This is a genomic window from Ornithinimicrobium cryptoxanthini (genome assembly GCF_023923205.1).
GTDB lineage: Bacteria > Actinomycetota > Actinomycetes > Actinomycetales > Dermatophilaceae > Ornithinicoccus > Ornithinicoccus cryptoxanthini.
The window spans coordinates 525,943-547,594 of sequence record NZ_CP099490.1 but is presented as its reverse complement, the minus strand read 5'-3'; the positions used below and the strand labels follow the sequence as shown (position 1 = coordinate 547,594).

Sequence of the window (21,652 nt, the reverse complement as noted above, 5' to 3'; positions counted from 1 at the left end):
CCGCGCAGCGAGCGATCCTGAACCTCGGGTGAACGATGAGCGACGGACAGGCAACCGCGCGGTGTCGCGTAGCATCAGGGCCGTGCGCTTCAAGCTGACTCCCCAGAACACGAGCTTTTATGGCCAGTTCGCCACCCTGGCCACCCACATCAGAGACGCGGCCCACCTGTTGCAGGCGACCGTGGAGGGACCGCCCGGTGAGTGGGAGAGCGCGGCCCGGCGGCTCAAGGAGCTCGAACACCAGGGGGACGAGGCCACGCACGCGATCCTGTCGGCGGTGAACAGCTCGTTCATCACGCCGTTCGACCGCGACGACATCTATCGCCTGGCCGCGCGCCTGGACGACTGCCTGGACCACATCGAGGCCAGCGTGGAGATCATGGTGCTCTATCGGGTGGGCGAGCTCCCCGCTGCGGTGGCCGAGCAGGCCCGGGTCCTGACCCAGATGGCCGACCTGACCCTGGAAGCGATGCCCGGGCTCGAGAAGATGCACAACCTGCGCGAGTTCTGGATCGCGGTCAACAGCCTGGAAAACGACGCTGACCGCAACTACCGACAGATGATCGCCGCGCTGTTCGACGGCGACCGGGACGCGGTGGACATCATCAAGTTCAAGGAGCTCTTCGACGAGCTCGAGGCCGCGGCCGACTCCTTCGAGACCGTGGCCAACACGGTCGAGAGCATCGCAGCCAAGGAGTCCTGAGCCGGTGGAGGGACTGCTCCCCGTTGTCCTTGTCGTCATCCTGGCGATGGGCTTCAACTACACCAACGGGTTCCATGACGCAGCAAACGCGATCGCCACCTCGGTGTCGACCCGCGCGCTCACCCCTCGGGTCGCGCTCGCCATGGCGGCCTTCTTCAACCTGGTCGGCGCCTTCCTCGGCACCGGCGTCGCCAAGACGGTGGGCTCGGGGATCATCGACCCACCCGAGGGCATGACGGGACTGGCGATCGTCGCCGCAGCACTGGTCGGAGCGATCGGCTGGAACATGCTGACCTGGTGGTACGGCCTGCCCTCCTCCTCCTCCCACGCCCTGATCGGTGGCATGGCCGGTGGCTCGCTGGCGGCCGGCACCTCGGTGCTGTGGGACGGCATCCTCTTCAAGATCGTCATCCCGATGTTGGTCTCCCCCGTGGTCGGCATGCTCCTGGGTTTCCTCGCCATGACCGCGATCCTGTGGATCTTCCGCAACGGGCACCCGGGCAAGCTCTCGCGCAACTTCCGGCACGCCCAGACTGTGTCAGCCGCCGCGATGGCCCTGGGCCACGGCCTGCAGGACGCCGCCAAGACGATGGGCATCGTGGTCCTGGCGCTGGTCGTGGGCGGCTATCACGAGGGCGACAGCATCCCGCTGTGGGTGACGGTCAGCTCAGCACTGGTCATCTCTGCCGGGACGTATGCCGGTGGCTGGCGGATCATGCGCACCCTCGGCCGCAGGATCATCGACCTCGACCCACCTCAGGGCTTCGCCGCCGAGAGCGTGGCGGCCTCCGTGCTCTACATCGCGGGCCTGGTCTTCCACGCACCGATCTCGACGACCCACACGATCACCTCGGCCATCATGGGCGTGGGCGCGACCCGCCGCCTCTCCGCCGTGCGGTGGGGCGTGGCCGGCAACATCGTCGGCGCCTGGATCCTGACCTTCCCCGGCGCCGGCCTGGTCGCCGCGGTCACCTACTGGATCCTCGCGGCCTTCATCTAACCCATTTTGATAGCGGTTTCGTCGGTCGCACCCGCATTTTGATAGTGGTTTCGCAGGTCCCGATCCACCGTGCGATCCAGCGCCGTCAGCCCAGCTCGCGCTTGAGGATCTTGCCGGTCGCGGTCATCGGCAGGTTGCCGATGATCTCGACCTGGCGCGGATACTTGTAGGCGGCGAACTGCTCCCTGCTCCAGGCGACCAGCTCCTCCGCCGTGACCTCGGTGCCGGGCTCAGGGATCACATAAGCCTTGATCTCCTCACCGTGGGCCTCGTGCGGCACGCCGATCACGGCCGCCAGCGAGACGGCCGGGTGCGTCATCAACACCTCCTCGATCTCCCGCGGATAGACGTTGAAGCCGCCGCGGATGATCATGTCCTTGGCCCGGTCCACGATGTAGAAGTAGCCGTCCTCGTCCTGACGCCCCAGGTCCCCACTGCGGAACCAGCCGTCGCGGATCGCCTCGGCGGTGGCGTCTGGCCGGTCGTAGTAGCCCTTCATGATGTTGGGCCCCTTGATTGCGATCTCACCCACCGTGTCGGGATCGCTCGAGCGGTCCACGTCCGACCAGTCGGACTCGATCAGTTTCATCTCCACCTGCGGGATCGGCACACCGATCGACCCGACTCGGGGCTCCTCCCCGAAGACCGAGAAGGAGGCGACCGGCGAGGTCTCGGACAGGCCATAACCCTCCAGGATCGTCACCCCGAAGCGCTGCCTGAATCCCTTGTGCACCTCGCCCGGCAGGGCCGAGCCACCCGAGGCGGCGACCCGCAGGTGCGCGGCGATGCTGGCGACGTCGACCGACTCGTCAAGAGCCCCCAGCAGGGCCCAGTACATCGTCGGGACGCCCGCAAAGAAGGTGATCTCCTCCTTGAGGAAGAGACCCAACGCAGCCTTGGCCTCAAAGCGCGGCAGCATCACCACGGTCCCGCCGAGGGCGAACGCGCCGTTCTGGATGACGGTCTGCCCGAAGGAGTGGAACAGCGGGAGCACGGACAGGTAGGTGTCCGGCCGCTCCGCGCTCCCCTCGAAGAGGTCACGGCCCACGACCGCGTTAGAGATCATGTTGGCGTGCGTGAGCTCGGCGCCCTTGGGCTGGCCCGTCGTGCCGGAGGTGTAGAGGATGACGGCCGTGTCGTCGTCAGCGACGTCGTGCGTCTCGAAGGTCGGCGCCTGCCCGGCCATGGCCGCCCCGAGAGTGGTCGTCCCCTCGATCGGTGAGTCGGCCGTCGGGTCGCCGGTGATCACGATGAAGTGCTCACAGCCCGGGGTCTGCTCGAACGCCGCCGCACCCTCCTGGGCCATCGGCAGCTCGGGCGTGCCCTCGAAACAGAAGTAGGCCACGGCGTCGGAGTCGTCCAGGTGATAGGCGACCTCGCGCGCCTTCAGCAGCACGTTGAGCGGCACCACAGTCGCACCGGTCTTGAGGATCCCGAAATAGACGATCGTGAAGTAGGGCAGGTTCGGGCAGGTCAGCGCGACCTTGTCGCCGGGGCCGACCCCGCGCTCGGCGAGCAGGTTTGCGACCTGGTTGGCGGCCCCGTTGACCTGGGCATACCTGAGACGGCTGTCCCCCATCACCAGCGCATCACGGGTCGGATAGGTGGCGGCGGAGTCCTCGAGCAGCGCAGAGAGGTTCGGCATGACGCAAGAACTTACTCCTAGTCCAGGCTCAGGACCCCGTGGTCGACACGGGCAGGCGGGACGCGTGTGATCGCAGCCACCGGAAGGGCGCCGTGCGCTCTTGCACTAACTACCCTCGGGACATACCGTTAACCTTATGGTTAACCATCGTGATGAGGCGCTGGTCTTCGCGGCGCTCGGCGACCCCCGGCGGGCCCTGTTGGTCGACCTGCTGGCGCAGCGCGACCGCACCGTCTCGGAGTTGGCCGACCACCTGCCCATCTCGCTGCCGGGCACCCTCAAGCACCTGACCGTCCTGGAGTCGGCCGGCCTGGTCACCCGCACCAAGTCGGGCCGCACGGTCACCGTCAGCCTTGAGCGTGACCGCCTCGGAGCAGCCGAGGACTGGCTGCACCGCACCCGCACCTTCTGGACCACCCAACTCGGCAACCTAGCCCAGTCCTTCGACCCGAGCGCCCAGGAGCAGCGATGACCCGCGACCTCGTGATCACCCAGCACGTCCCCGCCCCGCCACACCAGGTGTATGCCGCGTGGCTGACTCCTGAGGGCATGTCCAGGTGGTGGTGGGTCTCCATCGGCGACACGCAGTATGCCGTGGACGGCCGGGTCGGCGGAGACTACCTGGTCGAGTCCGTCGGTGCCGGTATCGGCGTGCGGGGCACTTTCACCAGGCTTGAGGAGCCGAGCCTGATTGAGCTGACCTGGATCTGGCTCGAGGGTGCCCTCACCGGGCCGAAGGAGCACGTGCGGATCGAGCTCAGCCCCCAGGACGGAGGCACACTCGTCACCGTCACGCACCATGTCGCCACCGGCGACGGCGTCGAGTCCTATCGACAGGGGTGGGAGCACGTGCTCGGCAATCTGGCCCGTCTGCCACAGGACGGGGCACTCCCATCCGGCACGCCTGCTGGCGTCGCGCGCCCGGCCGCCGCCGACCTGCAGCCGGCGATCACCCTCACCCAGGTGGTGCCCGCCACACGAGCCGACACCTTTGCCGCATGGCTGGAGCCGAAGCGGCTGGCGCAGTGGTGGTGGCCGGGGCAGGACACGACCTATGAGATCGACGCGCGGCGGGGAGGACAGTTCGCGATCCGATCCGCGCAGACCGGGCTGGGCGCGACCGGGACCTACGTGGAACTGGTTGAGGGCGAGCGCCTCGTCATGACGTGGTCGTGGGAGTCTCCGGGCCCGCCCGCCCCGCAGGACCTGGTGACCGTCACCTTCAGGGACCGGGACGATGGAGGCGCGAGCACCCTCGTGACGCTGGTGCACGAGTTCGCCATCCCGCAGGCCGACACCACCAACCCCACCCACGGCTGGACGGCTGTCCTGGACAGCCTGGCCGAGCACGGGCCCTAACGGGCCGCACCCTCCAGCAGGTCGCGGGTGATGGCATCCACGGACCCGGCACCCACGAGCCCCATCGTCAGATCGAGCTCAGCGACGACGTTGTCGATGACGGCACTCACGCCTTCCGCCCCGTCGAGCGCCAGTCCGTAGACGTGCGGACGACCAAGCAGGCAGGCGTCGGCACCGAGCGCCAGCGCCACCAGGAGGTCGGCCCCGGAGCGGATCCCGCTGTCCATCAGGACCGTGGGCTCCGGCCCGACGGCCTCCCGCACCCGGACAAGAGCGTCCAGCGCGGCGACCGACCGGTCCACCTGACGGCCGCCATGGTTGGACACGATGAGACCGTCCACCCCGGAGTCAAGGGCACGACGAGCGTCGTCCGGGTGCAGCACTCCCTTGAGCAGCACCGGTAGCGAGGTGCGCTCTCTCAGGGTGGAGACGTGCCCCCAGGACAGACCTGGGTTGGAGTAGATGTCGAGGAAGGCCTCGACGGCCGCCCGCGGCTCGGGAGAGCGCAGGTTGTCACGGGTCGCGCCGGGATGGGCCCGCGCCATCGACAGCAGAGTGCCGACGCCGGACCGCGCCGCCCTTGCTGCCTCGAGCGGTTTGCGCGGGTCGATCCCCAGGCCCGCTCCGCCCGCCGCGCTCTCGGCAGCCGCCACCCGCTCCCGCACCAGCGCCATGAACCTCGGGTCGGAGGTGTACTGCGCGATCCCGATCCCCCGGGCAAACGGCAGCGACCCGAGATCGAGGTCCTGCGTGCGCCACCCGAGCATCGTCGTGTCCAACGTGACGACCAGCGCCTGCGCCCCGGCTGCCTCAGCCCGGCCGATCATCGAGTCGACCAACTCCTCATCGGTCGACCAGTACAGCTGGAACCAGAACGGCGTGCCGCTCATCGCCGCGGCCGTCTGCTCCATCGGTGAGGACCCCTGGCAGGAAAAGATGTAGGGGATGCCGCTGGCGTGCGCCCCATCGGCGATCTTCAGGTCTGCGTCGTCAGTGATCAGACCGGCGGCGCCCACGGGCGCCAGCAGCAGCGGGGCCGCCAGATCGGTGCCGAGGACGGTGGTGCGCAGGTCCCGCTCGGTCGTGCCGTGGAGCACGCGCGGGACTACCCGCCACCGGTCGAACGCCTCCCGGTTGGCCCGCATCGTCGCACCGTCGCCCGCGCCCCCGGCCACGTAGGCCCACGCCCGACGGCTCATCGCGCGCCGCGCACGGCTCTCCAGTTCGGCCGTGCCCGTGGGCACCACAGGCTCGATCCCCAGCGCGCCGGGGCGATAGATGGCGTTCTGGCGAGCCCGACCCGCACCGTGCGGGACAGAAGTGACTGCGTCGGCACTCATGGAGGTCAGGTTACCGGTGCTCTTGGGCACCGCCCCCGGAGGCGAGTATGCCGAGACACCAGGGCCGCGTCATACGCCCGGTGGGGGCCGGGATCACCGCCCGCGGGTCAGCCATTGCGTGGGATTTGCGTCCTCAGGGGGACCGAAGCCCACGCAACGTCACGAGCGGCCAAGTCATGCGCGACCTACCCAAGCGATGCCGTGCCAGCACGGGTCAGGTGGCGACCGCAGCGCCACGGTCGGGGGTGTTCTTGCGGACGTCCAGCCCCGTCGCCCCATCAATCAGCACCGCATCCATTCCTCACAACCTCCGCATGGCGCTGGCCAGCAACACCGGCTCCCCCACCTCGTCGGAGGCGTCCAGGTCCACCACCGCCTCGATCACCCAGTCGTTGTCGCCCGCCGGGTCGGCCAGGGTCTGCCGCACAAGCCACAGCCGCACATCGACCGGCCCGCTCGAGGCCACGCCCGGGACCTCGCGCACGCCGGGCTGTGGCCCGGTCACCGCCTTGATCTCCAGCATCGACGGACCACGCGCGTCCGGACCGAGCCCGATCTCGTCGTGCTCGGCCCAGTAGCCGTCCAGCGCTCCGTCCCAGTCGTCCACGCCCATCAGCGGCTGGCGCGGCGGGTCGGTCAGCTCAGCGACCGACTGCTCCAGCTGGGCCAGGTCGCGATAGACATCACGAGCGGCCAGCTCGACCCGGCGGAAGACCGCGTTGCGCACCATCACCCGGAACGCCCGCTCGTTGCCGGTGATCGGGCGACTCGGCGCGAGCGGAACACCCTCGGCCGCTCGAGCCGCGGCGGCCGCCACGGCGTTGGGGTCGGTCAGCGCCTCCCACTCGTCGAGGAGTGAGGAGTCGGTCTGCCGGATGGTCTCCCCGAGCCAGTGGATCAGGTCGTCCAGCTCCTCGGTCTTGGCGCTGTCGGGCACCGTGTTGCGCAGCGTGCGGTAGGCATCGGTCAGGTAGCGCAGCACGATGCCCTCGGACCGGGTGAGCTGATAGAACCCGACGAACTCGGTGAAGCTCATCGCCCGCTCATACATGTCCCGCACGACAGACTTGGGGCTCAGCGCGTCCTCACTGACCCACGGGTGCGCCTGGCGATAGATCTCCAGCGTGCCCTCGAGCAGCTCGGCCAGCGGCATCGGCCACGTGACGTCCTCGAGCAGCTCCATGCGCTGGTCATACTCGATCCCGTCCGCCTTCATCTGCCCGACCGCCTCGCCCTTGGCCTTGGACTGCTGGGCATAGAGCACCTGGCGGGGGTCGTCCAGGACCGCCTCGACCACCGAGACCACATCCAGGGCGTATGCCGGATCCTCCTTGTCCAGCACCTCCAGGGCCGCGACGGCAAAGGGAGCCAGGGGTTGGTTGAGGGCGAAGTTCTCCTGCACGCCGGCAGAGAGGATCACCGCACGGCCCGAGTCCTGTGGTGCGGGCAGCCGCTCCAGCACACCGCTGTCGAGCAGGCTCCTGGCCAGCACGATCGCCTTGCGCGAGAGTCGGGCCTGGTTGCGGGGGTCCTCGTGGTTGTCCCGCAGCAGCTTGCGCAGGTTGACGAACGGGTCACCCTGCCGTGCCACGACGTTGAGGATGATCGAGTGGTCGACCCGCATCCGGGACACCAGCGGCTCCGGCTCGCCGCCGACCAGCTTGTCGTAGGTCTCTTCGGTCCAGCTGACGAAGCCCTCCGGAGGCTTCTTGCGCTGGACCTTGCGCAGCTTCTTGGGGTCGTCGCCGGCCTTGGCGACCGCACGGAGGTTGTCGATGTGGTGCTCGGGCGCCTGCACCACGACATAGCCGCTGGTGTCATAACCTGCGCGTCCGGCCCGCCCGGCGATCTGGTGGAACTCCCGGGCACGCAGGACGCGTTGGCGCGTCCCGTCATACTTCGTCAGCCCGGTGAACAGGACCGTGCGGATCGGCACGTTGATGCCGACCCCGAGCGTGTCCGTGCCGCAGATGACCTTGAGCAGGCCGTCCTGGGCGAGCTGCTCGACGAGGCGGCGATAGCGCGGCAGCATCCCCGCATGGTGCACCCCGATGCCGTTGCGCACCAGCTTGGACAGGGTCCGCCCGAAGCCGGCGGTGAACCGGAAGGCACCGATGCGCTCGGCGATGGCGTCCTTGTCCTCGCGGCTGGCGATCTTGAGGGACATCAGGGACTGGGCGCGGTCGAGGGCGTCCTTCTGGGTGAAGTGGACGATATAGACCGGTGCCTGGTGGGTCTCCAGCAGCTCGGTGATCGTCTCGGTGATCGGGGTGATCGCCCAGGTGAAGCTCAGCGGCACCGGCCGCTCGGCACCGGCGACGACGGCGGTGGCCCGACCGGTCCGCCGCGAGATGTCGCCGACGAAGCGGGTGACGTCACCGAGCGTGGCCGACATCAGCAGGAACTGGGCATCGGGCAGCTCCAGCAGCGGCACCTGCCAGGCCCAGCCGCGGTCTGGTTCGGCATAGAAGTGGAACTCGTCCATGATGACCAGCCCGACGTCGGCCTGGCTGCCCTCACGCAGCGCGATGTTGGCCAGGATCTCGGCGGTGCAGCAGATGATCGGCGCATCGGCGTTGACCGCGGCGTCCCCGGTGAGCATGCCCACGTTGTCGGCACCGAAGATCTGGCACAGGGCAAAGAACTTCTCGCTGACCAGGGCCTTGATGGGGGCGGTGTAGAAGCTCACGCGGTCCTCCGCGAGCGCCTGGAAGTGCGCCGCCGTGGCGACCAGGCTCTTGCCCGAGCCGGTGGGCGTGGCCAGGATGACGTTCGAGCCGCTGAGCAGCTCGATGACCGCCTCCTCCTGGTGCGGATAGAGCGCGGTCCCGCGCTCCTGCGCCCAGTCGGCGAAGCTCTCGAAGAGCTGATCAGGGTCGGCGTTGGTGCCCTCGCGCGGGAGCAGGTCAGTGAGCGTGCTGGAAGTGGCCATCCCCTCCATCATCCCGTATGCCGTCCGCCCACCGCGGGCCGCCAGCGCCAGTCAGCTGGTGGCCCGCGTTCGGGGACGTGTAGTGGGACGTGGGGTGGGGAACGTGCGGACGATCAGACCTTCAGCTTCTCGGCCCAGTGGGACATCTCGTCGAACTCGGCCTGGATGGCCTCGTCCTCCGTGGGGCGGGGGCCCATCAGGGAGACGACGTAGGCGACCACCAGACAGACGACGAAGCCGGGCACGATCTCATAGAGGAAGCTGCTGAGGGCATCGACATTGCCCCAGATGCCGACCACGACGGCGCCGGAGATCATGCCGCTGAGAGCGCCCATCGCCGTGAGCCGGCGCCAGAACAAGGACAGGATGATGATCGGCCCGAACGCGGCGCCGAAGCCGGCCCACGCAAACCCGACGAGGCCCAGGATGTTGGACTGCGGGTCGATCGCGAGCAGACCGGCGATGAGGGCGACCACGAGGACCCCGGCCCGACCCAGCATGACCTGCTGGCCAGCGGTGGCCTCCTTGCCGAAGATCTTCCAGATGTCCTCGACCAGCGCGGAGGAGCAGACGATCAGCTGCGAGGAGAGGGTCGACATGATGGCGGCCAGCACGGCCGCCAGCACGAAGCCGGCAATGATCGGGTGGAACATGATCTGGGACAGGCGCAGGAAGACGGTCTCGGGGTTGTCCAGCACCTCGGTCGCCTCGTGGAAGTAGCCGACGCCGATCAGGCCGGTGACGATGGCACCACCTGCGACCAGCACCATCCAGCTGATGCCGATGCGGCGCCCGGCCTTTGCGTCGGCCGCCGAGCGCAACGCCATGAACCGCACGATGATGTGCGGTTGGCCGAAGTAGCCCAGCCCCCACGCTGCAGCCGAGATGATGCCCAGCAGCGTGCCGCCAAACAGCAGGGAGGTGCGGTCGAGCTCGTCGGCGGGGTCGCTGACCGTGGCGTTGAACGCCGCGTCGGCTGCGTCGATGCTGGAGAGGACCTCGCCCAGACCGCCCATCGAGACGATCGTGACGATGGGCACGAGCACCAGCGCCGCGAGCATCAGCAGGCCCTGGGCCACATCGGTCAGCGACGCTCCGAGGAACCCGCCGAAGAGGGTGTAGACGAGGGTGACCCCCGCCACGAGCAACATGCCTGTGAGGTAGCTGCTGTTGAAGGAGGACTCGAAGAAGACACCACCGGCAACCATGCCGGAGGAGACGTAGAAGGTGAAGAAGACCAGGATGATGATGCCGGCCGTGAGCCGCAGTGCGTGGCTGTGGTCCTTGAACCTGTTCTCCAGGAAGCTGGGGACGGTGATCGAGTTGTTGGACACCTCGGTGTAGGAGCGCAGCCTCGGTGCAACGAACTTCCAGTTCAGGTAGGCACCGATCGTGAGCCCGATCGCGATCCAGGCCTCCACCAGGCCGGTGGCATAGATCGCTCCAGGTAGTCCCATCAGCAGCCAGCCCGACATGTCCGAGGCTCCGGCGGACAGTGCGGCAACACCCGGAGGCAGGTTGCGCCCCGCAAGCATGTAGTCGTCCAGGTCACTCGTCTGCCGATAGGCATAAAAACCGATGCCGAGCATGGCGGCAAAATAGATGCCGATCGCGATGAGCTGGAAGGTCTGGTCGGACATCTGGGGCTCCGTCGTCGGGGGCGTCTGGGGCGGACCTCCTTGCAGGCTAGGGCAGTTCGCGTCTCTGGAGCGGTGGCGTTATCCGTTTGTTATGTTGCGCCGTCGCTGCCTGTCGCGTGCTGACGGGCTGCACGGGCCGCCTCCTCGATGCGCCCGCGGTGCTGCGGCCAGTAGTCGTCGGCATCACCGGTCCACATGTTGTCCATCCCCTCACGGACCCCGACGGCACCGTCGATCAGCTCCCGGATGATGTCGGCGTGACCGGCGTGCCGGTGTGTCTCCGTCGTGATGTGCACGAGGATCTGGTGCAGCGTCACCTGCCCTCGCTCGCCCCACCAGGGCACCGCGCCCTCAGCGTCCAGGTCGAGCGCCTCCACCGTGGCGTCGGCGTGGGCCCAGGCACGGTGGTGCAGGTCGATAACCTGCTCCCGCGACTCCTGCGCCGGCACCCACAGGTCGGCGTTGGGCTCGGCGTCGTCGGCGAACCACGGCAGGTCGATCCCGGACGGTCGGTCAAACACGTCACCGAGATAGCCGACCCCGACGCTAGCCACGTGCTTGACCAGGCCCAGCAGGTTGGTGCCGGTCGGCGTCATCGGCCGGCGCACGTCATAGTCATCCAACCCGTCCAGCTTCCACAACAGCGCCTCGCGGGCGTTCTTGAGATAGCGGTGCAGGGTCTCCTTCTGATCCGGTGCGTTCATCGGCCCAGCCTGTCAGTGCCCACCGACACCGGCCTCCGTGCCGCCGCCGCCCGAGGCGAGCCGTGCTGAGTCGTGCGCTGACGGCTGGGTCTGCGTAGCCTGTGGCTATGGCAGCAACAGCGTGGTCAGTGACACCCGCCGGCCCCCTGCGCGGCGACGTGCACGTGCGCGGCTCCAAGAACGCAGCCACCAAACACATGGTGGCGGCCATCCTGGGCGACGGCCCGAGCAGGATCAGCAACGTGCCGCAGGTCGGTGACGTGGCGATCACGACCGACATCCTGCGCTCCCTGGGCGTGGGCGTGGACTATGACCAGGACCACGGCGTCATCACCGTGGAGCCCCACGACCAGGTGACGGCCGACGTCCCGCTCTCGTTCAGCGGCCTCAACCGCATCCCGATCCTGCTGCTCGGCCCACTCCTGCACCTGACCGGTGAGGCCTTCGTCCCCCTGGTGGGTGGCGATCCCATCGGCCGTCGCCCCGTGGACTTTCACATCGAGGCGCTGACGGCCTTCGGTGCCGAGATCGAGCACCGTGAGGACGGCATCGCCGCCCGCGCCACCCGCCTGCGCGGCACCCGCCTCGAGCTGCCCTATCCCAGCGTCGGCGCGACCGAGACCGTGCTGCTGACCGCCGCCCTGGCCGAGGGCCGCACGGTGCTGCGCAACGCCGCCACCGAGCCGGAGGTCATCGAGCTGGCGCTGTTCCTGCAGCGCATGGGGGCCCGGATCGTCCTGTCTCCCGGCCGCAAGTGGACCATCGACGGCGTCGACCGGCTGCGGGGTGCCCAGGTGCATCTCGAGGGCGACCGCAACGAGGCGTTCAGCTATCTGGTGGCCGGACTGGTCACCGGCGGCGAGGTCCGGGTCCACGGCTGTGCCCAGGACCGGCTCGTCACGGCCATCACGACCCTGCACTCCATGGGTGCGCAGTTCGACATCACCGATGAATACATCCGCGCCACTGCTCCCGAGGGGCTGCGACCGGCCGCCGTGCAGACCGACACCCACCCGGGGTTCATGACCGACTGGCAGACACCCCTCGTCGTCCTGTTCACCCAGGCCGACGGCATGTCGGTCCTGCACGAGACGGTCTATGAGGACCGGTTGGTCTATGTGCCCGCGCTGCAGCAGATGGGCGCCGAGATCGAGTTGTTCGCGACCTGCCTGGGTGGTGAGTCGTGCCGCTTCCACGACACGAACGCCGTCCACTCCGCCGTCGTCAAGGGCGTGTCCAAGCTGCGCGGGGCCCACGTCGAGGTCCCTGATGTGCGAGCCGGCTTCTCATCGGTCATCGCGGCCGCCATCGCCGACGGCCCCTCGCGCATCGGCGGGATCCGTCACCTGGTGCGCGGCTATCACCGCCCGGCAGAGCAGTTCGCCGAGCTCGGTCTGTCCATCGAGCCCGTGGACTAGAGCAGGCGCACCGAAGCGGCGGTCGGCGCCCGGTCTCCGCCGGGTTCGGTCATCAGGCCTCTCGTGGCTCGCCCAGCGCCAGGACCTCTGCCGTGGTCACCACGAAGAGCTGGGGCGCATAGAGCCCCATCGCGTCCAGGGCGCGTTGGTGGTTCTCGTCGTCCGAACCGGCGCAGGCATCGGAGGCCACGGTCACCTGCGCCCCCGCGTCGATCGCCGGGAGCGCGGTGGAGATGACGCAGCAGTCCGTCGCCACGCCGGCCAGCACCAGGTGCGGGGTGGGTCCGGTGATCGCCTGCAGCTGCTCGCCCCACTTGCCGAACGTCGGCTCGCTGACCGTATGCCGTGCGCCCAGGTCGGCCGCCTGCGGCACCAGGTCGAAGAGATGGTGGTCGGGTGGCTGGTCGGCGAAGGCGAACTGCTCGAAGTAGGGCACCCATGAGCCCACCTTCTGCTCCGGCGGCACCCAGCGGGTGATGACCACCCGGTCGCCGAACGCCGCGGCCAGCTGGCGCACCGGCTCCACGATCTTTTGGAAGCGCGGCGCTGCCCACTTCGACTCCGGGTCGGCAAAGATCACCTGGGGGTCGACGACGACCAGCCACCGGTCGGCGCCGGCCGAGGCCTCGACCTCCGCGGGGCCGGACTTGGGCCGACCCTCCTGCTCCTCCGTGGCCACGCTAGCGCTGCTCATGCGACCGGACCGTCCACCATCGACTGGTCGCGGGCCGGGGCGACTGGCTCGGCCTCCTGGCGACGGACAGCACCGGCCTGCAGCACGGCATACCCCACAAATCCGATCACCAGGGAGAAGAGCACGCCGAGGTTGGCCCAGGCCCAGTCACCCTCGCGACCGCCCAGGCCCAGCGGGCCGAGCAGATAGCCCTGCCAGTTGTTCCAGGCGGCGGCGTCCGCAAAGTTGTTGATGACCAACCCCCAGCCGACGATGGAGGCGACCGCCATGATGCCGATCGAGGTCCAGTTCCAGTTGCCATAGCGACCGCGACCGTCAAACAGGGCTGCCTCGTCATAGTTGCGACGGCGCAGCATGATGTCGGCGATGAGGATGCCCGCCCAGGCTGCGATCGGCACGCCGAGTGTGATCAGGAAGCTCTGGAACGGCGCCAGGAACGACTCGGCGAAGAACACGACATAGATCGTGCCGAGAGTCAGGATGACCCCGTCGATGAGCGCGGCCGCCGGGCGCGGGATGTCGATGCCCAGGCTGAGCAGGGTCAAGCCGGAGGAGTAGATGCCGAGCACGGCGCCACTGACCAGGGCGAGCACTGCGGCGATCCAGAACGGGATGAGGAACCAGGTGGGCAGGATCGTGGCCAGCGTGCCGATCGGGTCGTTGGCGATGGCATCGGTCAGCTCCGGGTTGGAGCCGGCTAGCGCCAAGCCGTAGCAGACCAGCAACACCGGGGCGATCGCGCCGCCGAATGTGTTCCAGAAGACGATGGCGCCACCCGAGGCGTCCCGCTTCTGATAGCGCGACCAGTCAGCGGCGATGTTGATCCACCCCAGGCCGAAGCCGGTCATCACCATGACCAGCGCACCGATGAGCGCCTGGTTGGAGGCCGCCGGGAGCGCAGTCGCGGCACCGAGGTCGATCTCGGAGAAGGTGATCGCGATGTAGCCCAGCGTGACCAGGCCGGTGACCCAGGTCAGCACCGACTGCATGCGGATGATTGTGTGATAACCGGCGACGGAGGCGAGCACGATCAGGGTCGCGATCACGGCGCAGGCGATCACCTTGGTCGCGGTGCCGCTGCTCCAGCCGAGCTCGGCGAAGACGGTCGCCGTGGCCAGCGTGGCCATGATCGCCAGGAACGTCTCCCACCCGATCGAGATCAACCACGAGAAGATGCCGGGCACGCGCTGCCCAGTGACCCCGAACGCGGACCTGGACAGCACCATGGTCGGCACCGAGCCGCGCTTGCCGGCGATCGCGATGATGCCGCACAGCAGGAACGAGATGGTCACGCCCACCACCGCGACCAGCACGCCCTGCCAGAAGCTGACGCCGAAGCCATACACGAACGCTGCATAGCTCATGCCGAAGACCGACACGTTCGCGGCAAACCATGGCCAGAAGAGGTCGGACGGCTTGGCGGTGCGCTCTGACTCCTTGATGATGTCGATCCCGTTGAGCTCGACGAGCCTGCGGGTCGGTGCCGGCGTCCCGGGCACAACGGTGTGCATGTCAGTCATGAGGCGGATTCTCCCACCTCGCGGTGCTCAGCGCAGGTAGTCGGCCAGCTCCTCGACAGTGGCATTCGACACTATGGTCTCCCCGCCCAGCACGAAGATGTCCTTGGGCGCGAGGTGCTCTAGCGCGTCACCGGCGGCCGGGTGGACTCCGTTGACCATAGTCAGGAGCACGGGGACACCACGGCGGCCAGCCAGTGCCGCGCCGACGAGCGCGTCCGGAAACTCCTGGCCGGACGCGACCATCGTGGAGCTGATCGCGCTCGGATACTCGAGCGCCACCTGCTCGGCAGTCTCATAGCGGTTCGCGCCGGCGAGCCGGCGGAAGGTGCCGCTGGTGGCATAGCTCGCCGCCTGCTGGGCCACCGGCGCCGAGACGCCGGCCGTCCCACCGAGGACGATGATCTCGCCAGGGTTGAGGCGGTCCAGCTGCTGCAGGGTCGCCGCGTCCAGCCGGTCGCTGCGGGTCAGCAGCAGCGGGGTGTGCTGCTTGCCGGCCAGTGCGGCGGCGGTCAGGGCGTCCGGGAAGTTCTCGCCGCTGGCGAGGAAGACCCGGGACTGGCCGGCGCCGTAGTAGGACGCGAGGGCCGCCGCCGTCGCATAGCGGTCTGCCCCCTGGACCCGTTCCAGGCCCCCGGTGGTGTAGCCGCGCAACGTGGCCTCGACCCCCGCGCCGACCGAACCGGTGCCCCCGACGATGACGAGCCGCCCCGGCTTGAGCCTGGTCAGCGCGCTCCGGGTCTCCGGCGGCAGGCTGTTCTTCTTGGTCAGCAGCACGGGCGCGTCATAGATGCCGGAGCGGGCGGCAGCAGCCAAGGCGTCGGCATAGTCCTCCCCCGACACGACATAGACGACACTCACTCCTGCCGCCCACGCTTCCGACACCTCGGCAGCCGTCGCGTAGCGGTTGGCGCCCGCGAGGCGGGTCACCTCACCCGGAGCAGTCGGCGGCGGCGCCTCGCCCGGATCGCCGAACGTGAAGTAGTCCGTGGACAGCCCGGTGTTCCAGGTCGGCCAGGGGCGCGCGAGGTAGAGGCCTGTCCCGCTGGCGTTGGCGTAGGTGTAGGCGCCGCCGGCGGTGTAGCCCTCGACCTTGGCCGACAGGATGCGCCCACCCCACTGCCCGTGGCCGTCGCGGGTCAGGACCTGCACCCGGGTCACGTCATAGATGCCGTAGCGCGACTCGAGCGAGGTCGCGGTCAGCTGGGCGGTCCACCGGTGCCGGGTGTTGATCGCGGTGTTGTCATAGGGGTCGGCCTGGGCCGACAGATAGGGGTGCCCCGCCCCACCGGGGATGGTCCACCCACCGGTCGAGGCGGCATACATGGTGGTGGCCAGCGCCTTCCCGCTCGGGAAGTTGTAGGTGAGCACCTGCCCATCGGTGGCGTCCACCGCGGCCGTGTTCTCGGGATACTCGTAGCTGGTGATGCCGCCGGCGGTCTGTCGCGCACCCCGACCGCGGTAGGCCTGGCAGTAGGTCGTGTCACACGTGTCGTAGTAGCCGGTGCCGTTGACCCCGCGTTGTGCGTAGGTGCGCGCCGCGACGGCCTGGGCCCGCAGCGCCTGCGTGTGGAAGAACGACGACATCTCGATCGAGACGACCGAGCGCAGGTAGTGCTGCATCGGCAACCGGTTGACGGTGGCCAGGTTTGCCGAGCCGTGGTGGGTGGCGGTCAGCTGACCGCGATAGATCCGGCGCGAGCCGCTGGGCAGATAGAGGTCGACCGTCCCCTCGGTGGGCGAGGAGAAGGTGACCGGGCAGCCGGTGGCCATCCCGGACGGCCAGTATGCCGACCAGGTCGATCCGTTGTAACCCTCCAGCACGCAGCTGCTCGCGCTGGTGGTGCTGGCCCGCACGCGCCACTGCTCGCGCTCCGGCAGGGTGTAGGTGGCGCCGCTCGTCCCGTGGCTCACGGCAAGTCCGGGACGGTGGTCGACCCGCGTGACGCCGTCGTTGTCGATGGTGATGCCGATGCGGATCATGCCGCTGGCCCACGTCTCCAGGTTGGTGCCCGGATAATAGAAGTCGAGGATCTGTGCGTGGTCCAGCCCCTGGAGGCCCGCGCCGTGCGCGCCATACTGCGACATCCCGATCCGGTGCCCCCAGCCACCGCCGGTCACCGTGTAGTAGCCGGACGACGGCATCGGATAGGACTCGGCGTTCGGCTCGGCCGCCGGCAGCTGGGTGAGGTCGGTGACGACGGTGGGCTCGGACAGCGCGACGTCCTCGGGGTCGGTGGTGACCAGGCCGTACTCGAGGTCAAGGTGCTCGTCGGGGATCGCCTCCGCCACCTGCTCGGTGTCGTGGGCGGCCGGCGGAGACGTCGGCTCGGTCGTCGCGGAGGCGACAGCAGGCAGCAGCGTGGCGGTCAACGCCAGGGCCAGCGAGGCGGCGAGGGTGGGTCGCACATGGACTCCTGAAGTAGTCGGGGCTCCCCCAATATGGTGCAGAAGTGACTGATGTGGCAAGAGTTACTGGATAACCACAATTCTGTAATTCTCCCTTTACTCCATTTCCTGAGGAGGATCGGACCGCTTCGCGCGCCTTTGTGGAGCGGATCGGACCGTTTCTCACCCAGCCACTGACCCGATGGTGAGCCAGCGTTCGCGGCAAGGAGCACGTAGACTGCGTCCGGCCCGGGTGACGTCTCGCGACACGTCCCGCCGGGCCCAGGGCCTCTAGCTCAATGGTTAGAGCTGCGGACTTTTAATCCGTAGGTTGTGGGTTCGAGTCCCACGGGGCCCACTGTCGTATCGTTGCTGGTCAGAGGCATTTCGGCCGCCTCAGCGTCTGCCTCGCAGGAGCGACCTCCACAGGCGTGGCGCCGGCCTGGATCAGCAGACTGGCACGGGTGTGGCGCAGGTCGTGGAACCGGATGCCGCCACCCACGGCCATCACCGCTTCGGTCCATCCGACCACCGTTTCCAGTTCGATGCCCGCAGCCTCTCCCCCTCCGACGAGACAAACAGCAACGCCGTCGTAGGGCGTCCGCCCATCTGCTCGCGCAGCTCCTCCACCAGACGTCCCGGAATGGGCACACGGCGCCGACCGTGCCTGGACTTGGGAGCCTTGACCTCGACACGGCCTGAGATCGCGACCTGTGCTCGCTCGACCATGATCCGTCTGGCACTGAGGTCGACATCGCCGACCTGTAACGCTGCCACCTCTCCCCACCGCAGCCCGCAGTAGGCGGCGACACGGACGAGCGTGGCGTGGTGTCGCACGCAGGCTGCTAGCTCCTCGACCTGGTCGACAGTCAGGACGTGGTCGCCCCACTGGGCCACGAGGCTTGGCAACCGGACGCCATGAGCTGGATTGACTGCAAGCCGTCGCTCTCGGCCATGGCCTCGCCCGGTCGAGGTCCTACGCACGGTCGTTGAAGAGCGCGTTGTCAGAGTGCCGGACCAGAGCGCCCCAAGGTCAGCACGAGAGTGGCTCTACCTACTTGACAAACTCGACTGGGCTCGGCAAACCAACCGGCTGAACCACGACGACCTCGACATCATCGAGCCGACGCTCCCCCGCCTCTACTCTGCCCTCCAAGCGCGCCGCGCGCGTCTAGCTAGCTAGGACCCCGCGTCTAGTTAGCCACCCCGTAGGCCACCCCCCGTTGAGTTGCGCATCATCCACTCCGCTCGCTGGGGGCAGCGTCGATCCGCCCAGAATGACGCGGCCGACCGATCGTCCAGAGTCGCACGGCACGCTGTGGGGTTCGGAAGGGGCGTGACCGCGCGCGCGCAACCGCCCAATACAACTAGGGCGAACGCGTTCCTAGCTGCGGTATGAGCCCGGCCAACTTCCGCACCTCCCCCTCGCCATTACCTTCGTGCCGAATGTGACAGCCGCAGACGCTGATTAGGACATCAGCCGGACGACCTCGTCGTAAAGAACTTCGGCTGTTGGTGATAGGGCGCCGAGGTGGTCTGCTAGGGTGATGATTCGCCCAGCGTTCTGACCTGCCCACTCATCTGTCTCGTCGACGATGTCTTGATGGTGGGCTCCGATTGCTTCATCGACCTGCGCCTCGTTCATTGGTTGAGTCGCACCAGCACCTACGCGCCACACTTTAAAGTCTTCATCGAACCCGCCCTCAATGGCGTGCTCGAGCAGGGCGGTCTCGGCTGCGGCGCCTGCACAGACAAAACGAAATGCCTTCACCCGGTCAACTTCGACCCACACGCTCGGGTCAGGTCCGGTGTCTACCTCTGCCCATGCCTCTCGCAGTACTCCGTTCAGCTTCGGTCCGTCACCATCGGCATAGACGATCACCGCGCGAAACGGGATGCCGTTGTCCAAGGCGGCCACAGCATGGCCGGCCTCGTGGATGTACATATGCCGCTCGGTTCCATGGCGGTCGCAACTCTGATCGATTATTTCGTTGTCCAACACCCTGCTAACCCTAACGCTGATCACGCTCCCCACCTCGTCGGTGACCAAGGCAGCGCAGGACTGGTTCGTCTTCGACGGGCACTAGGTCAATGTCCTGTCTTGGGCGCAGCCGTCCCGGTCGCCAGAATCTGCTGAAGGTGCAGCCGATCTCACCACTCGGAAGTGAAGCGACGTTCCACAGGCGACTAACGACTACGCGGCTGGTCGACGCGTGCGACCCCCCGCCCCTTGACGTCATGTGACGGGCTGGCCGGCGGAGGCGCTCCGGTCTCCCTCGAGCCGCCAGTCACGATCCGGGCTGGCATGCTGACTCCATGCGCGTGTTCATCAGCAGTGTCAAGAGTGGCCTCGAGGACGAGCGACGCGCCCTCCCCGGTCTCATCCGTGCGCTGGGGCACGTGCCGATCATGTTCGAGGACTTCGGCGCTCAGCTCGACCCATCACGCGAGGCGTGCCTTGACGGCGTCGCCAACAGTGACCTGTACCTTTTGCTACTCGGACCCCACTATGGCTACCGTTTCCCGGAAACTGGCCAGTCCGCCACCCACGACGAACTGGTCGAAGCCCGTCGCAGAGGCATCGATACTGTCGTGTTTCGCAAAGAGGGCGCTGAGCCTGAGCCGGCGCAGGACGCCTTCATCGGCCAGGTGGGTGACTACGCCCGTGGCGCCTTTTGGAGTGACTACGCTGACGTTCCCGACCTGCTTACCAAGGTGGCATCGACGATCCGGCGGCTTGAGAGCGCACCCTCGCCGCTGACATACGAGCCGCTCAGCGCCCCACCGGTGGTGATTTGGAAGGACGAGTGGGATAACCCGTCCGGGGGGTGGGGACACGGTCAAGAGCACACGTACGTCGAGCTGCACGTCGTCCCTCTGGAGGGGAACCGCTGGACAGTCCGTCAGATCCACCAGCTTCCCGATGCGCTCATCGGGACGCTGCGCACTTTCGGCGCGGTCCCAATGGCTCTTGGCGTAGAACCCGTCGCCACCGACGAACACGTCATCATAACGGTGCCGGAACGAGCGCAGCCATCCCATCGTCACGATGCACCAGCTCAGCTCTGTGGCGTGCGTGTCGCCAGGTCCGGTCAGGTATCGGTGTGGACGACACTGCCGCGAGCCCAGATCGGCGCGCAAGTTAGCCGTGACATCCTCGTGTCCATCATTACCGAACAGCTGCGATTGGCTGGCTCACTGAACGTGCTGACTGGGGGCAGGTTCGCCATCAGCGTCGGGCTAGGCGGGTCGATGATGGTGAGTGTCAGCCCTAACTCAGCGACGTCCTTCGGTTTTGGCAACGATCGGCCTATCCGGATCACACCTGATGAGTCCGTCTCGGACGCCGTGTTTACCAGCGGAGCCGCCGAAGTCGCCAGCGTGTTGGCCACCCGCCTCACCAGTGTCATGGGACGTTGACATTGCTGCGCGTGTGCCTTCGTACCTGCTTACTCCTGCTTAGCGACCCCGAAGTCCCCACCTGCGGCGGCGCCGATACACCCGTTGGGGGCACTAGCGGAGAACCACCCCACCGTGCTTGCGGACGACTCTCTCGCCCCTCAGGCTGCTAGGTCGCGGAGCAATGTCTCCATGAAGTCGGACATATCCGCACCGCCAAGGTCCCGCAGGGGACCGTTGACAGTGAGGGTGACGCCACCGCGATAGCGCAAGGTGATGGGCGCGACCATTGGCCAGTCGTCGTGCAAAGTGCCGTGCTCGCCCAGGCGCAGCCAACGCCACTTGGCATTGGTGTAGCGGTCCGTCTCGCTTGCAAGAACATCAATCTTCTCCAGCCCTGAGCGAGGGACTAACTGGACATTCGTGACCCCTTCCTCTCTCGCCAAGCCGTGGTCGTGCCGACGCTCTTCGTCTTTGAGTTCAACGATGGCGACGATCAGATCGGTGAAAACCAGCAGGGTCCCGTTCAGACGCATAGACGCGTCAAGAAGTTCGCCGTCCACCCACTTCACTTCCGCGTATTGCAGCAGCCGCGCGAGCCGGTCCCAGACATGCCTACCCGGGCCAGTCGCCCTGTCCGTCAGCATCGCTCTGGTGTTCTTGACCCACGATTCGTGCTTGTCCATCACGTCCATGTTGCTTCCTTTCTCGGGGAGGGGCGCTGTCCCCATCAGTTGCAGCATGGCAGCGAACGCTGACGCCCTTCAATCTGCCCACTGGTCGTCGGGTTCGATCGATTCTTCGCGTGCCTGCCAGGTCGCCAGACGCCGCCGTTCTCGACCCACCTCTCACATCGCGCTAGGACGCTGCCGTCAGCGATACTCCGACCGTCCACCTCGGCACTGGCACAACC

General features: G+C 67.7%; 17 protein-coding genes and 1 tRNA gene. 7 read left to right on the top strand and 11 right to left on the bottom strand.

What is annotated here, in order from left to right; translation table 11 throughout:
- The first annotated feature begins 82 nt into the window (after nucleotides 1–82).
- Both NF557_RS02550 and NF557_RS02545 read left to right on the top strand, forming a co-directional pair.
- A complete protein-coding gene (locus NF557_RS02550) occupies nucleotides 83–703 on the top strand; it encodes a DUF47 domain-containing protein (RefSeq protein ID WP_252621531.1) in 621 nt (206 codons plus the stop codon).
- A 4-nt stretch (nucleotides 704–707) separates the two neighbouring features.
- Nucleotides 708–1,703: an inorganic phosphate transporter gene (locus NF557_RS02545; RefSeq protein ID WP_269762045.1), complete on the top strand. Its 996-nt coding sequence runs from the start codon at nucleotides 708–710 to the stop codon at nucleotides 1,701–1,703.
- Between the two features lie 85 nt (nucleotides 1,704–1,788).
- On the opposite strand, the gene NF557_RS02540 is transcribed toward NF557_RS02545, so the two are convergent.
- Nucleotides 1,789–3,348 (bottom strand): long-chain-fatty-acid--CoA ligase, encoded by a 1,560-nt coding sequence (locus NF557_RS02540; RefSeq protein WP_252621530.1) that lies wholly within the window; start codon nucleotides 3,346–3,348, stop codon nucleotides 1,789–1,791.
- A 136-nt stretch (nucleotides 3,349–3,484) separates the two neighbouring features.
- On the opposite strand from NF557_RS02540, the gene NF557_RS02535 reads away from it, so the two are divergent.
- Both NF557_RS02535 and NF557_RS02530 read left to right on the top strand, forming a co-directional pair.
- Nucleotides 3,485–3,820, top strand: coding sequence for an ArsR/SmtB family transcription factor (locus NF557_RS02535; RefSeq protein WP_252621529.1), 336 nt, complete (start codon nucleotides 3,485–3,487; stop codon nucleotides 3,818–3,820).
- On the top strand, nucleotides 3,817–4,707 hold the full coding sequence (locus tag NF557_RS02530; RefSeq protein WP_252621528.1) for an SRPBCC family protein: 891 nt from the start codon (nucleotides 3,817–3,819) through the stop codon (nucleotides 4,705–4,707). The genes NF557_RS02535 and NF557_RS02530 overlap by 4 nt, the downstream gene beginning before the upstream one ends.
- On the opposite strand, the gene NF557_RS02525 is transcribed toward NF557_RS02530, so the two are convergent.
- The 4 genes from NF557_RS02525 to NF557_RS02510 form a co-directional block, all read right to left on the bottom strand.
- A complete protein-coding gene (locus NF557_RS02525) occupies nucleotides 4,704–6,047 on the bottom strand; it encodes an alpha-hydroxy-acid oxidizing protein (RefSeq protein WP_252621527.1) in 1,344 nt (447 codons plus the stop codon). The genes NF557_RS02530 and NF557_RS02525 overlap by 4 nt on opposite strands.
- Before the next feature lie 301 nt (nucleotides 6,048–6,348).
- Nucleotides 6,349–8,979 carry a DEAD/DEAH box helicase gene (locus NF557_RS02520; protein ID WP_252621526.1) on the bottom strand — a complete coding sequence of 877 codons (2,631 nt, stop codon included), beginning with the start codon at nucleotides 8,977–8,979 and terminating at the stop codon, nucleotides 6,349–6,351.
- Between the two features lie 113 nt (nucleotides 8,980–9,092).
- A complete protein-coding gene (putP, locus tag NF557_RS02515) occupies nucleotides 9,093–10,619 on the bottom strand; it encodes a sodium/proline symporter PutP (RefSeq protein WP_252621525.1) in 1,527 nt (508 codons plus the stop codon).
- Nucleotides 10,620–10,708: 89 nt separating this feature from the next.
- On the bottom strand, nucleotides 10,709–11,323 hold the full coding sequence (locus tag NF557_RS02510) for a DinB family protein (RefSeq protein ID WP_252621524.1): 615 nt from the start codon (nucleotides 11,321–11,323) through the stop codon (nucleotides 10,709–10,711).
- A 107-nt stretch (nucleotides 11,324–11,430) separates the two neighbouring features.
- Between NF557_RS02510 and murA the strand changes: the two genes are divergently transcribed.
- Complete coding sequence (murA, locus tag NF557_RS02505) at nucleotides 11,431–12,741, top strand: UDP-N-acetylglucosamine 1-carboxyvinyltransferase (protein ID WP_252621523.1); 1,311 nt, start codon at nucleotides 11,431–11,433, stop codon at nucleotides 12,739–12,741.
- 52 nt (nucleotides 12,742–12,793) lie between these two features.
- On the opposite strand, the gene NF557_RS02500 is transcribed toward murA, so the two are convergent.
- Genes NF557_RS02500 through NF557_RS02490 form a run of 3 tightly spaced genes read right to left on the bottom strand, consistent with a single transcriptional unit; the run spans nucleotide 12,794 to nucleotide 17,361 of the window.
- Nucleotides 12,794–13,435, bottom strand: coding sequence for a cysteine hydrolase family protein (locus NF557_RS02500; RefSeq protein WP_252621522.1), 642 nt, complete (start codon nucleotides 13,433–13,435; stop codon nucleotides 12,794–12,796).
- Complete coding sequence (locus NF557_RS02495) at nucleotides 13,432–14,955, bottom strand: purine-cytosine permease family protein (RefSeq protein WP_370584453.1); 1,524 nt, start codon at nucleotides 14,953–14,955, stop codon at nucleotides 13,432–13,434. Before NF557_RS02495 ends, NF557_RS02500 begins: the two co-directional genes overlap by 4 nt.
- A gap of 27 nt (nucleotides 14,956–14,982) precedes the next feature.
- Entirely contained in the window at nucleotides 14,983–17,361 is a 2,379-nt protein-coding gene (locus NF557_RS02490; protein ID WP_252621521.1) for a cell wall-binding repeat-containing protein, read from the bottom strand.
- Between the two features lie 264 nt (nucleotides 17,362–17,625).
- Here NF557_RS02490 and NF557_RS02485 point away from each other — a divergent pair.
- Nucleotides 17,626–17,698: transfer RNA gene (locus NF557_RS02485), tRNA-Lys, on the top strand.
- A gap of 149 nt (nucleotides 17,699–17,847) precedes the next feature.
- Here NF557_RS02485 and NF557_RS02480 read toward each other — a convergent pair.
- Together NF557_RS02480 and NF557_RS02475 are read right to left on the bottom strand one after the other, a co-directional pair.
- Complete coding sequence (locus NF557_RS02480; RefSeq protein WP_252621520.1) at nucleotides 17,848–18,237, bottom strand: tyrosine-type recombinase/integrase; 390 nt, start codon at nucleotides 18,235–18,237, stop codon at nucleotides 17,848–17,850.
- A 571-nt stretch (nucleotides 18,238–18,808) separates the two neighbouring features.
- Complete coding sequence (locus NF557_RS02475) at nucleotides 18,809–19,342, bottom strand: hypothetical protein (protein WP_252621519.1); 534 nt, start codon at nucleotides 19,340–19,342, stop codon at nucleotides 18,809–18,811.
- A 314-nt stretch (nucleotides 19,343–19,656) separates the two neighbouring features.
- Here NF557_RS02475 and NF557_RS02470 point away from each other — a divergent pair, with 314 nt between their 5' ends.
- Complete coding sequence (locus NF557_RS02470) at nucleotides 19,657–20,760, top strand: DUF4062 domain-containing protein (RefSeq protein WP_252621518.1); 1,104 nt, start codon at nucleotides 19,657–19,659, stop codon at nucleotides 20,758–20,760.
- Nucleotides 20,761–20,900: 140 nt separating this feature from the next.
- Here the strand turns inward: NF557_RS02470 and NF557_RS02465 are convergent, their stop codons facing one another.
- Nucleotides 20,901–21,434 carry a hypothetical protein gene (locus tag NF557_RS02465; RefSeq protein WP_252621517.1) on the bottom strand — a complete coding sequence of 178 codons (534 nt, stop codon included), beginning with the start codon at nucleotides 21,432–21,434 and terminating at the stop codon, nucleotides 20,901–20,903.
- Between the last annotated feature and the right edge of the window lie 218 nt (nucleotides 21,435–21,652).